This window comes from Frankia sp. CgJB1, assembly GCF_977947065.1.
On the sequence record NZ_CDWTNB010000108.1, the window covers coordinates 1 to 13,763 of the forward strand.

Consider the following 13,763-nt stretch of genomic DNA (forward strand, 5'->3'; position numbering starts at 1 on the left):
CCTGGTTGGTGCGCGCGTCGGGTCGAACAGGCCGGTGCGGATCGACGATCAGCACGTTGACACCGAACGGGCGGACCTCGTCGGCCAGACCCTCCGACCAGCCCTCAGGGCGAACTTCGTCGCGCTGTACGCCGAGAACCCTGCGAACGACATCTGGCCGCCCATATTGCTCAGCTGGACGATCGCGCCGCGGCGCTGCTGGCGCATCTGCGGCAACACCGCCTGGGTGAGCGCCACCACGGCGGCCAGGCTGCCGCCAGGCGCTCGGCTACGGTTGTGCCGTGGGACTGCACCTGAGCCAGATCGACGAGGCCGACGAACTGCTGACCAAGGACCCGTTGGCGCTCCTCATCGCCATGGTTCTCGACCAGCGGGTGTCGGAAGGATGGCGTAGAAGGGGGCGAGGTCGGCCTGGCCGCAGATCGTCACGGTTGGGCTCGTAGCCTGAGTTGGACGGCCCACTCCCTGCGTGTGGTCCGGTCCGGCCCCTCGTGTGGCTGCGGTGCCACGCGGAACGCGCAGCCACACCACATTGCACTTCACCTGCCGCGGGACCGGGTACCGAGACCGGCCGCTGGACAGCTACCTGCCGCTCGCCTCCCTCACGAAGCGGACCGTCGGCACCATGAGGTGCGCGGCTACGGTTTGCGTCCGCCCGCGACTCGGGAGTCGCCGCAGCACGGCGCCCCGAGAAAGCCGCCGCCCCGCCCCAACGCCCTGATCCAACCGGGCGTCGCAGCCGTGGTTGCCAGCCGGCGGCTGATCGAGGATGCTACGGCCGGCGTCCTCGCCGTCCGCTTCTACCAGGAGCACTCGGCCGATGCCGTGCCCCGCAGAGGCGATCATCTGGACGCAGCGGCGGCTACGTACCCGCCGCGTCAACTCCCGCCAGCTTCGTTCCGAATCTTGTCGTGGCTTTCAGACCGAACTTACGACCGTCGATCAAGGATTCGGGGGTCTGACCAGCGAGAACGGCTCACGGGGTCAATTTTGTGTCCACTAACGACCTGCTACTCTCTGTTGGGTTCAGCCAGTTCGTGGTCACGCCCCGTCGAACTAGAGGGTTTGTAGACACGAACGTTCTGGTCATTCCCACGAAACCGCAGGTCACCGCCCTGGTCTCGACCAACATCACGTAAGTTCGGTTTAGATCCGCCCTAGCCGATCATCGTCTTGCAGTGCAGTCACCCTACGGGTAACGTCATCGCTGTCGCCACCATGCTCGGAGGGTGGCGATGCGTCTCCGGTGTGGAGAGTATGTGTTGCGCAAGCGGGGGGTTGTTTCTGCCATGACCGATCGGTTACCTTCTGGCGCACAGCTCAGTCGCGATGACAAGCTCACGTCCGTCAACGGCTTATTCGAGCTCCTCATGCAGTCCGACGGTAATCTTGTTCTGTACCAACGGACGACACCAGTGGCACCTCTCGGGGTAGCCAACGCTTACTGGTCCGCCGACACCTGGATGCTCCCGGAGGAGCAGCGGCCCACCCGGGCTGTCATGCAGACCGACGGAAATTTCGTGCTGTACGACAAGGATGGCCTCCCTCGCTGGGGATCTGGAACGTGGGGGCCGGCTTTCATCAATCCCTTCCTTGTTCTTGAGAACGATGGAAATCTCGTCATCCGCCACAAAAGTAACCGGCCTATTTGGGCGACAGGGATCCCTGGAATTCGTAATGAAGTAATTAATGCAAGCCAATATGCGTCTTCGCGGGTCACGGGCTCGCGAGGACCCCGAAGTGAACAAGTTATTTCATTCCGAATCCCTGGTGGCGCGGGAAGCATCCCCGCGGCGGGCTACATCGACGCCGGTCCCAGCCTGTCAACCTCTCTGGAGCAGCTCGGCCGACTGCCACCAGTAGTCACCGGATCCAGCGATCTGGCCCCACCCCAGACCTCGACCGTTGACGCGGGCGGGATCGCCTACATCGTCACCGAACAGCGCCGGAGGCTGGTCAACGAAATAGTTGAGCAGGCGTTTCTCCAGGACATCGCAGCAATGGGAGTCTGGCCGGGCCAGATTATTCAAGGAAAGGTGCTCCTGTCCGGTGATGTCGCGCCTGTCGGCCCGCTCCCGCGTTCCCCGGGCACAGTCAGCGTCGTTACCGACCTCATCTCAAACAGCGTCGGCGCGGGCCAGAGCCAGGCTATACAGAGTCCATCGTCAGCGAGCATGGACGCGGCGCGCCGCTCGATTATTCAGCAGGTCAGTCCGACGGACTCCCCGGGTATCCTCAAGATTGGTGTGGACAAGGCATCGACGCTGCGGGAGGTCGGCGCCAAGCTCGGACTCACCGTCAAAGGGTCCAACTTCGGCGTCGATGCGAACGCGTCCCTCACTCAGAGCTACAAGCAGAGCGTCGCCGTCGCGGTCATCCGGCAGATCTTCTACTCGGTGACCTTCACGCCCGGCGGTCCGGGTGCCGAAGGATTCTGGGACGGCGTCGATTTCGATGACGTCGTGCCGTTCGTCGGCGCGGGTAATCCTCCCCTTTATATCGACAGCGTGCAGTACGGCCGCCTCATCTGCCTGACGGCACAGGGGTCCTTCTCCAGTTCGGAGTTCACGGCCGCCCTCAAAGCGAATGTTCAGGGAGCCACTTCCGTGACCGGTAGTGTTGACATCCGCATGAAGGAGGTCCTGGAGAGTTCGCAGGTCAAGGCGTACACAATCGGAGTTCCTGGTGGGCGCAACTTTCAGACCCTCGCCGATCCCATCGCGGAGCTTGAGCAAGTGTACAAGAGCGGCCTAATGTTCAATACCCAGAACCTCGGCGCTCCGGTTTCGTTCACGGCTCGCCACGTCGCGGACGGGACGGTGGCGCGGGTCGCCCTTTCCGCCGAATACGTCCAGGCCCTGTCTGCGCAGGGAGCCGACGTGATCGGTGCGAAGTTCTTCCCCTACGATGGGCCGGGTGGGGGATTGGTGGACACCGGTATCAATGTCAACCCCGGAGACACGGTCACGGTCAGCACCGGAGGCGAGATCTGGTCCGGCGTCTTTCTGGCCGGACTGCACGGCCCGCAGGGCTGGCCAGGGCATAAAGCGGACAAGGCGGCGCCCAAACCCGACGGGACTGCCTACGCTCTGGTGATCTCATTTGGTGGTGCCGCTGGGAACTGGATCGAGGCAGGGGGCTTCTGGGAAGGATCGCCGTCGAAGCCCGGCCGCCTGCTACTCAACATCAACAACAACAACCCATTTAACGGGAATGACTGGCGCAAGTTCGAAAGCACCGTCGAAGTGCGGCGGGGAGACGCCGCATCCGCCGGAGTCTTCATCTGATTCTCATCGCTTCGATCTGCGGCACACGTTCGGCGGGTGCCGGCCGGAGCGGTGTCAGCGACCTCGATGCGGCGGTTCGAGCTTAGGAGCCCGCGCGCGGACGGTGGTTTGCCCTGGGCTCGCGTACGTGACGTGATCTTCGCGTAGTCGTCATCCTGCGGGCAGCCGCCTTCGATGCATCGCGGTACGGCTATCTGGCGGGCGGCGTGACGATCCTTGTCGCACAGTCGGCTACCGTGACGACGTGGGACTACGCCTGAGCCAGATCGACGCGGCTGACGAGCTGCTGACCAGCGACCCGCTTGCCCTCCTTATTGGCATGGTGCTGGACCAGCAGATCCCGCTTGAGCGGGCGTTTGCCGCGCCGTACGAGCTCGCGCAGCGGCTGGGTCGGCCGCTCGACGTGACCGAGTTGGCCGAGTTCGAGCCGGACGAGTTGGGGGCGGTGTTCTCCCGGCAGCCGGCGCTGCATCGGTTTCCCGGGTCGATGGCCAAGCGGGTGCAGGCCCTGTGCCGGCTGATCCTGGACTCCTACGACGGGGATGCGGCGGCCATCTGGACCAGTGCGGTCGACGGCCGCGAGTTGCTCAAGCGGGTCGCTGCGTTGCCCGGCTTCGGCCAGCAGAAGGCGAAGATCTTCGTGGCGCTGCTCGGTAAGCAGCTCGGTGTGACCCCGCCGGGCTGGAAGGAGGCCTGTGCGCCCTTTGGCGAGGACGGCAGCTACCGCTCGATCGCGGACGTCACCAGCCCCGAGTCGAGGATCAAGGTCCGGGACTTCAAGAAGGCGATGAAGGCCGCTGCGAAACCATCGGCGAACTGATCCTGCGGTGAATTGGGTGCTGCGCGTGGCTGATTTTGGCGTGGCGGTGTTCGCCTCGCACACCGGAACGAATCTGCATGCACTACACCAGGCATCCCTCGGGTTGGACGCGGCGTTCCATCTGGCTCTGGTCCTGAGTAACAATAAGGATTCCGGCGCTCTCTCGTATGCCCGAGCCCACGGCATACCCGCAGTGCACATGTCCGGAGTGACGCATCCCGATCCGGCCCGGCTCGACGTGGCCATATGCGCTCTACTGCGCGAGCACCAGATCAACTTGGTCGTCACCGCGGGCTATCTGAAGAAGATCGGCCCTCGTACACTGGAGTCGTACGCTGGTCGAATTATCAACACACATCCGTCGCTACTTCCCCGGCACGGCGGAAAGGGCATGTACGGCAGGGCTGTTCATGAATCCGTACTGGCTTCCGGCGACCGTGTCACAGGCCCTTCGGTCCACATCGTCACCGCGGAGTATGACGAAGGTCGTGTTATCGCCAGGCATGAAATCCCCGTCCTGCCAGGCGATACCATTGAGAGCCTTTCTGAACGAGTCCTCAAGGCTGAGCACCTTCTACTGCCCATGGTGGTGCAGAATCTTGCTCTCCGGGCAGTCGGTCGATAGCTGCGGATGGAGCAAGGCGAGCATCGTTCATCCCTATCGCGGCTGGCAAGGTCAAACCGAATCCCCAGGGCGACCGATGTACCCGTCGGCTCAGGCAGTTGCCGGGCCGGTGATCATCTGGGTGTCGCCCGGCGCGTAGGTAAGTAGCTGTGTGACACTGTAAGTTGTGGTGGACGGCCTGTGGTGGGACCGGGACGACGCGGAGTACATCCGGCACCGTTCCGATCGCTACCTTGGCGCGACGGACATCGAGCCCGAGTGGACCTTGGAGGCGGCCAGGGACCCGAGACGGATCCTTCGCGACCCCGACCCGAAGAGCAGGATAGGCGCGGCTCGCCTGATCGGTTACTCGCGTAACGCCGGGTTCGTGCTGACTGTGATCATCGATCCGACTGATCAAGCCGGGATCACCGCCTGGAAGACCCGGGGGAGCGACTTTCGCGATTACCTGGAGGGAGTAGGCGACAATGACTGATCCGTCCAGACGTGCCCGGCGGGAGGCGATCCGAGCCGAGTACGCGGCTGAGGAGGCCGAAGCCGCCGAGGCGGAGGCGGTGGAGTCCGAGCAGGCCGTCGTCTCGGTACGGGTGCCCACATCGTTGGCGGACGCTCTCAAGGCTCGCGCGGCCGCCGAGCACATTCCAACCTCGGCCCTGGTCCGGCGCATCCTCACGCGGGCGATGGAGAGTCCTGAGACGTCCGTGGTGACCGTGGACCAAGTCGAAGAGATCGTGCGCAGGGTCCTTCGCGAGTCTGCTTGATCACCTTATCCATCACTCCATCTTTCCGGGACTGGCTGGGACCAGCAGATCCCGTTGGAGCGGGCGTTCGTGGCGCCATATGAGCTGACGCTGCGACTCGGCCGGCCGCTGGACGCGGAGGAGCTGGCGAACTACGACGCGGATGCGTTGGGGCGGTGTTCTCGCGGCAGCCGGCGCTGCACCGGTTTCCGGGGTCGATGGCCAAGCGAGTGCAGGCGCTGTGCCGGCTGATCGTCGACGAGTACGACGGGGATGCCGCGCGGCTGTGGACCACTGCCACCGATGGCAAGGTGCTGCTCAAGCGGGTCGCGGCGCTTCCGGGCTTCGGCCAACAGAAGGCGAAGATCTTCGTAGCGCTGCTGGGCAAGCAGCTCGGCGTCACGCCGCCCGGCTGGCGCGAGGCGTCGGAGCCCTTCGGGGAAGAGGACAGCTTCCGCTCAGTCGCGGACATCACCGGCCCGGCAACGCGGGACAAGGCGCGTGACTACGAGCAGATGAAGGTCGCCGCGAAGACCGGAGCCGCCTACCGTCGAGTCTACACTCGATGTAGACTCTGGCGGTATGAGCGTTCCACTGGCCCTTCTGGGGCTACTTGAGCGAGAGCCGAGCCACGGGTACGACCTGAAGCGCGACTATGACACCTTCTTCGGCCGGGGTAAGCCGCTACCGTTCGGCCAGGTCTACGCGACGCTTGCGCGGCTGGCTCGGGACGGGAAGGCGATCGCGGCCGAGGCTGAGCCGGGCGCCGGGCCTGACCGCAAGCGCTACGTCATCACCGAACAGGGCGTCAGCGATGTCGAGACGTGGCTCGCGACGCCGGTGGCGGCCGAGCCGCACCTGCAGACGGTGCTGTTCGTCAAGGTGGTGCTGGCCCTGATGTCGGGACGCTCGGCCGAGCGGTACCTCGACGTCCAGCGGGCCGCGCACATGCGGCGGATGCGGGAACTGACCGAGCTCAAGCGCACCGGGAGCCTGGTCGACGCGCTGCTCGCCGATCATGGCCTGTTCCACCTGGAGGCCGATCTTCGTTGGATCGAGCTGACCTCGGCCCGGCTGGACGCGCTGGCACGGGTGGTCAGGCCGTGAGCGCGCCCCCGGCCTCCGCCGCGGCGGGCCGATCCGGGCGCCTGCTGGCGGCGCGTGAGATCCGGCTGGCGTTCGGTCAGACGCCCGCGTTGCGCGCGGCGAGCATGTCGGTCGCCACCGGGGAGATCCTGGCTGTGATGGGGCCGAGTGGCTCCGGTAAGTCGATCTTGCTGCACTGCCTGGCCGGAATCCTCACCCCGGACGCCGGGGAGATCCACTTCGCCGGCCGGCGGATCGACACCCTGCGCGAGAACGAGCGCGCCGCGCTGCGGCGCGACCGGTTCGGTTTTGTCTTCCAGTTCGGGCAGCTCGTCCCGGAACTCACCGCCGAGGAGAACGTCGCGCTGCCGCTGCTGCTGGCCGGCGCGCGCCGCGCCGACGCCATGGGCCAGGCCCGCGGCTGGCTGGAGCGACTTGACCTGGACGGGCTCGGGCGCCGTCGCTCCGGGGAATCGTCCGGCGGGCAGGCCCAGCGCGTCGCGTTGGCCCGCGGCCTAGTCGCCGACCCGGAGGTGCTGTTCGCGGACGAGCCGACCGGGTCGCTGGACTCGTTCACCGGCGAGCGGGTGATGGAACTACTGGTGGCCGCGGCCCGCGATCAGGGCACGACCGTCGTCCTGGTCACCCACGATCCCCGGGTGGCCGCCTATGCCGACCGCGAGATCATCGTCCGCGACGGCAGGGTGACCTCCGGCGAGCTGGTCGTCTCGTGATCCGACTCGGCCTTCGGCTCACCCTGGCCGGCGGACGGGATGCCGTCGCCCGGCTGGCCCTCATCGCGATCGCGGTGGCGATCGGCGTGGGCCTGCTGCTGACCACGCTGGCCGGCCTCAACGCCGTCAGCACCCAGAACTCCCGTTACGCCTGGCTCGAGACCGCCTACCCCGGATCGGCCGCACCGGCCGCAAACGGCGCGGTCGGGGCCGACCCGCTGTGGTGGCGGTTGCGCGCCGACTACTACCGGGGTCGACAGATCGGGTGGGTCGACGTCGCCGCCACCGGCCCTCACTCCCCGGTCCCGCCCGGCATCGGGGAGCTCCCCGGCCCGGGGGAGTTCTACGCCTCACCCGCTCTTGCGAAACTGCTGCGCGACACCCCCGCGGCACAGCTCGGCGACCGCTACCCCGGCACCCTCGTCGGCACGATCGGCTCGGCGGCCCTGCCGGCGCCGAACTCGCTGATCATCGTCATCGGCCACCGCGTCGAGGACCTCTCCCACCAGGACGGCGTCGACCTGGTCAACCGGATCAGCACGACGACGCCCAGCGATTGCGTCGGCGCCTGCGCGCTCGGTGGCGGCATCAACTCCAACGGCATCACGCTGATCCTGGCGGTCGTGATCGCCGCGTTGCTGTTTCCGGTGCTGATCTTCATTGGCGCCGCGACCCGGCTGTCCGCCGCGCGCCGGGAGCAGCGCTTCGCCGCGATGCGCCTGATCGGCGCGACGCCCCGCCAGATTTCGGTGATCTCCGGCGTCGAGTCGAGTGTCGCCGCCGCCGCGGGAGTGGCCGCCGGCTTCGGCCTGTTCTACGCACTGCGCCCGGCGCTGGCGCGGATTCCGTTCACCGGCGAGGCGTTCTTCACCGCCGACCTGTCACTGCGCCTGCCCGACGTGCTTCTCGTCGCGCTCGGCATCCCGATCGCGGCCGCTGTCGCGGCCCGTGTCGCGTTGCGTCGGGTGAACATCTCTCCGCTGAGAGTGACCCGACGCGCGACCCCCCGCCCGCCCCGCGCGTGGCGCGTGATCCCGCTACTGGCCGGGTTCGCCGAACTCGGCTACTTTGCCTACGTCAACGACATCGGCGCGGACACCAAGACCAGCACCCACACCCAGGCCGTCGTCTTCCTGGCCGGGATCCTGGTGACCATGGCCGGGCTGATCATCGCCGGACCCTGGTTGACGATGGCCAGCGCCCGGCTGATGGCCCGACGCGCCAGGCGGGCGGCCACCCTCATCGCCGCGCGTCGTCTGGCCGACAACCCTCAGGCGGGCTTTCGCGCGATCGGCGGGCTGGTGCTCGCCCTGTTCGTCAGCACGTGCGCGACCGGGATCACCACCATCGTCGCGTACAACGGCGGCACTACCGGTGGGCAGGCCGCGGGCGACGCGACCGTTGTCGCCACGCTGAGGGACGGCCCGGCCGCGATGAACACGACCAGCTCGATCCCCTCCGCCACGACTCGAGCGCTGGCCTCGGCCTCAGGCGTCATGGGGATCGCGCTGATCCACGCCGCTCCCGGTTCCGATCCGCGTGAATACCTGCCGCCCAAACTAGTCTCCTGTGCCCAGCTTGCCCGCGTCCCGACGCTCGGTCGCTGCCCGGCCGGCGCCGAGGCCGTGACCATCCGGCTCCGCGTGGGCGGCTCGGTGGTCGACGTGGCTTCGCCAATGGCCGACACCACGTGGCCGGCGGCCGGGACGTCCGTCACCGAGTTGGAGCGGCTTCCCCTCGAGGAGATCGTCGTCGTCACGGACGGGTCGACGGCCGCGGTCGAACGGGTCCGTACCATCCTCGGAATCGCCTACCCGAGAACGTTTCCGCCCGTGACCTTCGCGGAGGCCGACGCCCAGAGCTCGTGGCATCTTGACAGTTACCGGCGGCTGGCGGACGTCGTGATTCTCACCAGCCTGCCCATCGCCGGTTGTGGCTTGGCGGTCAGCGTCGCCAGCGGCCTGGCCGACCGCAAACGCCCGTTCAGCCTCCTGCGCCTTGCCGGCGCGCCACTCGCGGTGCTGAGGCATGTTGTCATCCTGGAAACGGTCGCCCCGCTCATGCTCACGGCCGCCGTCTCCGCCGGATCCGGGTTGCTCGCGGCCCAGCTCTTCCTGCGCGCGCAGCTCGACGAGGCCCTCCATCCACCCGGAGCTGGGTACTACCTGCTCGTCATCACCGGACTCGTCGCCTCCCTCGCCGTCATCGCGTCGACCATGCCGTTGCTGGCGCAGACCACCGGACCCGAGATCGCCCGCTCGACGGCGGCGGGTCAGTGATCGCCTTCGGCGAGTTCGTCGACACCGAACTCGGCCAGCAGCGTGGAACGCAGCCGGTCGAAGGCGGGGTCGGCCCGTCGCCGAGGGGGCGCCACATCGACCGGAACGTCGAGGGAGAGCCGTCCCTCGGTGAGGACGAGCACCCGGTCCGCGAGCAGGATCGCCTCGTCGACGTCGTGCGTGACGAACAGCACCGCCGGCCGGTGACGACGGCACAGCTGCTGGAGCAGGGCGTGCATCCTGATCCGGGTCAGGGCGTCGAGGGCCCCGAACGGTTCGTCGAGCATGACGAGGTCCGGCTCCCGGACCAGCGCCCGGGCGAGCGCGACCCGCTGTGCCTCACCGCCGGACAGGGTCACCGGCCAGGACCGTTCCCGCCCGGCCAGCCCGACCTCCGCGAGCGCCGCCCGTCCGCGTTCGGCGACGTCACGGCCGGACAGACCGATCGTCACGTTGGCCAGGGTCCGCGTCCAGGGAAGCAGCCGGGCCTCCTGGAAGACGACCGAACGCTGCCGGGTGGCCAGAACCTCGTCGGAGATGTCGCCGTCGAAGCCGCCGAGGATGCGGATCAGCGTGCTCTTCCCTGACCCGTTGCGGCCCAGCAGGGCGACGAACTCCCCGGAGGCGACCGTGAGATCGAGGCCGTCGAGGACCGTGTGATCCCCGAAGGTGCGACGCAGGCCGCGGATCCGGATGGCGGCGCCGTCGGCACCGCGGGTTTCGCCGGTTTCGGCGGTGCGCTGAGCGCTGGTGGTGTACTGAGCGTCGTCGGTGGCCGGGCGCTCCAGGGTGGCGACGGCCGTGGCCGCCGCCGTGGTGTCGGTGTCGGTGCTCAGGTTCCGTCGAAGCCGCGGCGCCATGACAGCAGCGTCCTTTCCAGGATACGGACCATTCCGTCGCTGACGAGTCCCAGGATTCCGTAGATGACCAGGCAGAGGACCATGATGTCGGTCCGGTTCCAGGACTGCGCGCTGTTGAGCAGGTAGCCGATGCCCTTGTCGGTGTTGACCTGCTCGGCGAAGACCAGCAGCAGCCAGGCGACTCCCAGGGCCCAGCGCAGACCGACGAGGAAGCCCGGGAGCGCGCCGGGAACGATGACCCGCCGGATGAGCCCGAACCGGCCGAGGCCGAAGGTCTGGCCGGCCTCCACCAGTTTGATGTCGACCCCGCGGATGGCGGAGTAGGTGTTCATGTAGATGGGGAAGGAGACCCCCACGGTGATCAGGAAGATTTTTGCTTCCTCGCCGATGCCGATCCACACGATGATGAGCGGCAGCAACGCGATGACGGGGATCGTCCGTAGGAAGTTCATCGCGGAGTCGACGACGTCCTGGCCGGCGCGGAAGAAACCGGCGATCACCGCGAGAGTCAGCCCGATGGTGACTCCGAGGATCAGGCCGACCCCGCCCCGGTAGAGCGAGATGCCGAGGCTGTCCAGCAGCTCGCCGCTGTTCCAAAGCTCCCGTCCCGCGCCGAACACCGCGGCCGGGGAGGCCAACGACCGGTCGCTGACGAGGCCGAGTCCCGTGACCGTCCACCAGGCGGCGAACAACAGCGCGGGACCGGTGAACCGGCGGACCTCCGGCGGAATCCACCGGCGCCCGCCGGTGCCGCGCGGCCCGGCCTCGGTCCGGCCGCCGGCGATGACGCTGCCGGGTGAGATGAGTTCGGTCACGTTGATCCTCCCCTCGGATGGAATGTCCTGGTGTTCTGAGGTTCAGGTGGCCAGCGAGGCCTTGGTGAACGCGGCGGTCAGTTCGGCATTGAAACCCTTGTCGATCTCGTCGTCGACGTTCAGGGTCTTCGGCTGCTGGTCGACGTCGATCAGCAGCCGGGCCTGCACGCGCTGGCTCTCGATGAAGCTTGCGGAGACCGGCTTGTAGAGTGCCTGCGGTAGCGAGTCGAAGTACTTCCTCGCCGCCTGCGGGTTCTGCTTGAGCTGGCCCACGTAGTACTTCTGGATCCACTCGTCCTCATGGGCCTTCGGCCAGGCGGACGCCCGGGACAGGCGGATCAGGAAGTCCTGCACCGCCGTGCGCTTCGCCGGATCCTTGAGGGCGTTCTTCGACGCCAGCACGACCGAGAAGACCGGGAGCGGCCTGGTCTCGATCTCGTAGGAACCGGGGGCCTGCTGGCCGACCGCGGCGACGTACTGCTTGGCGTACACGATGGCGTCGACCTGACCGGAGGCGAGGGTCGCTCCGAGGCTCGTGATGGGCACGTTCACCGGGGTGATGTCGCTCTGCTTCAGACCGGCGGACGAGAGCTGGTTGAGCAGGTAACCGTGCAGAGAGGTACCGAGGGTGAGGGCGATGCGCCTGCCCTTGAGGTCGGCTGGCTTGTGGATCCCGGAGCCGGCCTTGACGATGATCGTCTGGGTGTTCACCGGGTTCTCCGCGACGGCGACCGCCGTCACGCCGGCGTGCGCCCCGTTCGCGAACAGCACCGGTGTGTCGCCCATGAAGCCCACGTCGAGCTTGCCCGCGCTGAACGCGGCGTTCATGTGCGGACCGTCGGCGAAGGTGTTCCAGCTCAACCCGTAGGAAGTGCCCCGCGCCTCGCCGGAGAGCGTGAGCGGCAGTTCCAGATACTTGCCCTGGTCGCCGATCCGCAGCGTCACCTGGCCACCCGTGGCGGCCGAACCCGCGCTGCCGCTGCCGTCCTCGCTCCCGCAGGCGGCCAGGGTCACCGTGACGGCCGCGGCGAGTCCGGCGGACAGGAGGGAAAGACGCCGCCTGCGCGGTCGTCGATGCTGCATCGGAAATCTCCCTATCGGGTCGTTCGGTCGTGATCCGGCGGACAAACGGTGGCCGTTCGGGGTGGATCGTTGGTCGGGGCGGCTTGTCGTTCGAGGTGGATTGTCTGGCGGTGTGCTGACAGCCGCGCGGGACTTGGCCCTCGCGGCTGTCAGCGGATCGCCGGCTCCGGTGCCCGCGGTGCCCGCGGTGCCCGCGGAGACCGGCGGACAGCGGATCAGGAGCCGAGGAACGGTTCCCCGGCGACCAGTTCGGATTCCTTGCCGTCGACGCCGACCGGAACATCGCCCTCGATGGTCACCCGGTACAGCACCCGGTCGAAGTCGAGGTGACCCAGGTCCGACGGGCCGAGGTGGGAGGTCGCGCGGTTGTCCCAGAAGGCGATGTTACCGGGGTTCCACTTGAACCGCACCGTGAACTCGGGCCGGGAGATCTGCTCGTAGAACAGGTCGAGGATCCGGTGTCTCTGCTTCGGCGAGAAACCAATGATCTCGCTGTCCTTGGAGGTGAAGCTCGGGCTGACGAACAGCGCCCGCTCGCCGGTCTCCGGGTGGACGCGCACCACCGGGTGGATCGCGACCAGCGGGTTTGCGGCGACCTTCCGCCCGTACTCGCTCTCGCTGGGGAAGGTTCCGAAGCTGTGCCGGGCGCGCAGGCCATCGGCCAGGTCCCGAAGCTGCTCGGGCAGCTCCTGGTAGGCGGCGACCAGGTTGGTCCACGCGGTGTCACCGCCGTATGGCGGGACGATGTCGGCCCGCAGGATCGACCCGGCGGGCGGGTTCACCAGCGCGGTGACGTCGGTGTGCCAGCCATTGTCGTAGGTGACCTTCTTCTTCGTTCCGAAGAACCTGGCGTACCGTCGGCTGTCGATCGGCAGGATCTCCGGGAAGCCCGCCGGAGGCGCGTCCTCGTGCGGGTGGGCCGGGGTCAGCTTGCCGAAGCGCCGGCCGAAGGCGACCTGCTGGGCGTGGTCGATGTTCTGGCCGCGGAAGAAGACGACCTTCCACTGGTGCAGCGTGGAGCGGATTTCGGCGATGGTCGCGTCGTCCAGGTCCTCGCGCAGGTCCGCTCCGTGAATCTCGGCCCCGATGTAGCCGGAAAGCGGGCGGACGTCAAGTCCCAGAACAGGGGTCGTGGTTATCATCCTGTTTTCCTCCATGGGTTGGGAAAAGATATGGAGACGGCGGGGATGGCGGCCGGAATTCCGGGTGACGGACCGGTGGGAGGCGTTCTCGGGGCGTGCCGGGAACGCCTGCGCTGTCGCGATCGGCGCTATCGCGATCGACTACGGATTCTGTCACGATAGACAGCGGCACGTGACGCAGGGCGTCAACATCGGCGACAACGCGCGCCGGCCGCGGGAAATCTTCCCGTACCGCCGTTCCCGGAGTCGCTCACCGGTCAATATTCGGTCTCGCCCTTCCGGGCCGTCAACG

At 67.4% G+C, this 13,763-nt stretch carries 15 protein-coding genes; 10 read left to right on the plus strand and 5 right to left on the minus strand.

What is annotated here, in order from left to right; genetic code table 11:
* Positions 1–48 precede the first annotated feature (48 nt).
* Positions 49–207, minus strand: coding sequence for an SDR family NAD(P)-dependent oxidoreductase (locus AC08OT_RS13235; protein ID WP_476593293.1), 159 nt, complete (start codon positions 205–207; stop codon positions 49–51).
* Between the two features lie 74 nt (positions 208–281).
* On the opposite strand from AC08OT_RS13235, the gene AC08OT_RS13240 reads away from it, so the two are divergent.
* The 10 genes from AC08OT_RS13240 to AC08OT_RS13285 all read left to right on the plus strand — a co-directional run bounded on the left by AC08OT_RS13240 (position 282) and on the right by AC08OT_RS13285 (position 9,571).
* Positions 282–443 (plus strand): hypothetical protein, encoded by a 162-nt coding sequence (locus AC08OT_RS13240; RefSeq protein ID WP_476593292.1) that lies wholly within the window; start codon positions 282–284, stop codon positions 441–443.
* Positions 444–1,259: 816 nt separating this feature from the next.
* A complete protein-coding gene (locus AC08OT_RS13245; protein ID WP_476593291.1) occupies positions 1,260–3,287 on the plus strand; it encodes a thiol-activated cytolysin family protein in 2,028 nt (675 codons plus the stop codon).
* Positions 3,288–3,531: 244 nt separating this feature from the next.
* Positions 3,532–4,107 carry an HhH-GPD-type base excision DNA repair protein gene (locus AC08OT_RS13250; RefSeq protein ID WP_476593290.1) on the plus strand — a complete coding sequence of 192 codons (576 nt, stop codon included), beginning with the start codon at positions 3,532–3,534 and terminating at the stop codon, positions 4,105–4,107.
* Positions 4,108–4,114: 7 nt separating this feature from the next.
* Complete coding sequence (gene purN / locus AC08OT_RS13255) at positions 4,115–4,732, plus strand: phosphoribosylglycinamide formyltransferase (RefSeq protein WP_476593289.1); 618 nt, start codon at positions 4,115–4,117, stop codon at positions 4,730–4,732.
* Positions 4,733–4,901: 169 nt separating this feature from the next.
* Positions 4,902–5,207: a hypothetical protein gene (locus AC08OT_RS13260; protein WP_476593288.1), complete on the plus strand. Its 306-nt coding sequence runs from the start codon at positions 4,902–4,904 to the stop codon at positions 5,205–5,207.
* Positions 5,200–5,493, plus strand: a complete 294-nt coding sequence (locus AC08OT_RS13265; RefSeq protein ID WP_476593287.1) for a ribbon-helix-helix protein, CopG family — start codon at positions 5,200–5,202, stop codon at positions 5,491–5,493. Before AC08OT_RS13260 ends, AC08OT_RS13265 begins: the two co-directional genes overlap by 8 nt.
* Before the next feature lie 155 nt (positions 5,494–5,648).
* Positions 5,649–6,089 (plus strand): HhH-GPD-type base excision DNA repair protein, encoded by a 441-nt coding sequence (locus tag AC08OT_RS13270; protein ID WP_476593286.1) that lies wholly within the window; start codon positions 5,649–5,651, stop codon positions 6,087–6,089.
* Positions 6,055–6,579: a PadR family transcriptional regulator gene (locus AC08OT_RS13275; protein ID WP_476593285.1), complete on the plus strand. Its 525-nt coding sequence runs from the start codon at positions 6,055–6,057 to the stop codon at positions 6,577–6,579. The genes AC08OT_RS13270 and AC08OT_RS13275 overlap by 35 nt, the downstream gene beginning before the upstream one ends.
* Positions 6,576–7,292, plus strand: a complete 717-nt coding sequence (locus AC08OT_RS13280; protein ID WP_476597401.1) for an ABC transporter ATP-binding protein — start codon at positions 6,576–6,578, stop codon at positions 7,290–7,292. The genes AC08OT_RS13275 and AC08OT_RS13280 overlap by 4 nt, the downstream gene beginning before the upstream one ends.
* Complete coding sequence (locus tag AC08OT_RS13285) at positions 7,289–9,571, plus strand: FtsX-like permease family protein (protein ID WP_476593283.1); 2,283 nt, start codon at positions 7,289–7,291, stop codon at positions 9,569–9,571. The genes AC08OT_RS13280 and AC08OT_RS13285 overlap by 4 nt, the downstream gene beginning before the upstream one ends.
* Here AC08OT_RS13285 and AC08OT_RS13290 read toward each other — a convergent pair.
* The 4 genes from AC08OT_RS13290 to AC08OT_RS13305 all read right to left on the minus strand — a co-directional run bounded on the left by AC08OT_RS13290 (position 9,565) and on the right by AC08OT_RS13305 (position 13,471).
* Positions 9,565–10,431: an ABC transporter ATP-binding protein gene (locus tag AC08OT_RS13290; protein ID WP_476593282.1), complete on the minus strand. Its 867-nt coding sequence runs from the start codon at positions 10,429–10,431 to the stop codon at positions 9,565–9,567. The two genes, AC08OT_RS13285 and AC08OT_RS13290, sit on opposite strands and share 7 nt — an antisense overlap.
* Entirely contained in the window at positions 10,404–11,246 is an 843-nt protein-coding gene (locus tag AC08OT_RS13295; protein WP_476593281.1) for an ABC transporter permease, read from the minus strand. The genes AC08OT_RS13290 and AC08OT_RS13295 overlap by 28 nt, the downstream gene beginning before the upstream one ends.
* A gap of 42 nt (positions 11,247–11,288) precedes the next feature.
* Positions 11,289–12,329: an ABC transporter substrate-binding protein gene (locus AC08OT_RS13300; RefSeq protein ID WP_476593280.1), complete on the minus strand. Its 1,041-nt coding sequence runs from the start codon at positions 12,327–12,329 to the stop codon at positions 11,289–11,291.
* Positions 12,330–12,544: 215 nt separating this feature from the next.
* Positions 12,545–13,471: a TauD/TfdA dioxygenase family protein gene (locus AC08OT_RS13305; protein WP_476602863.1), complete on the minus strand. Its 927-nt coding sequence runs from the start codon at positions 13,469–13,471 to the stop codon at positions 12,545–12,547.
* Between the last annotated feature and the right edge of the window lie 292 nt (positions 13,472–13,763).

Excerpts from the sequence above, each read along its gene's own strand:
- AC08OT_RS13235 (WP_476593293.1), bottom strand. The coding sequence starts at position 207 with ATGCGCCAGCAGCGCCGCGGCGCGATCGTCCAGCTGAGCAATATGGGC.
- AC08OT_RS13265 (WP_476593287.1), top strand. The coding sequence starts at position 5,200 with ATGACTGATCCGTCCAGACGTGCCCGGCGGGAGGCGATCCGAGCCGAG.
- AC08OT_RS13275 (WP_476593285.1), top strand. The coding sequence starts at position 6,055 with ATGAGCGTTCCACTGGCCCTTCTGGGGCTACTTGAGCGAGAGCCGAGC.
- AC08OT_RS13290 (WP_476593282.1), bottom strand. The coding sequence starts at position 10,431 with ATGGCGCCGCGGCTTCGACGGAACCTGAGCACCGACACCGACACCACG.
- AC08OT_RS13300 (WP_476593280.1), bottom strand. The coding sequence starts at position 12,329 with ATGCAGCATCGACGACCGCGCAGGCGGCGTCTTTCCCTCCTGTCCGCC.
- AC08OT_RS13305 (WP_476602863.1), bottom strand. The coding sequence starts at position 13,471 with ATGATAACCACGACCCCTGTTCTGGGACTTGACGTCCGCCCGCTTTCC.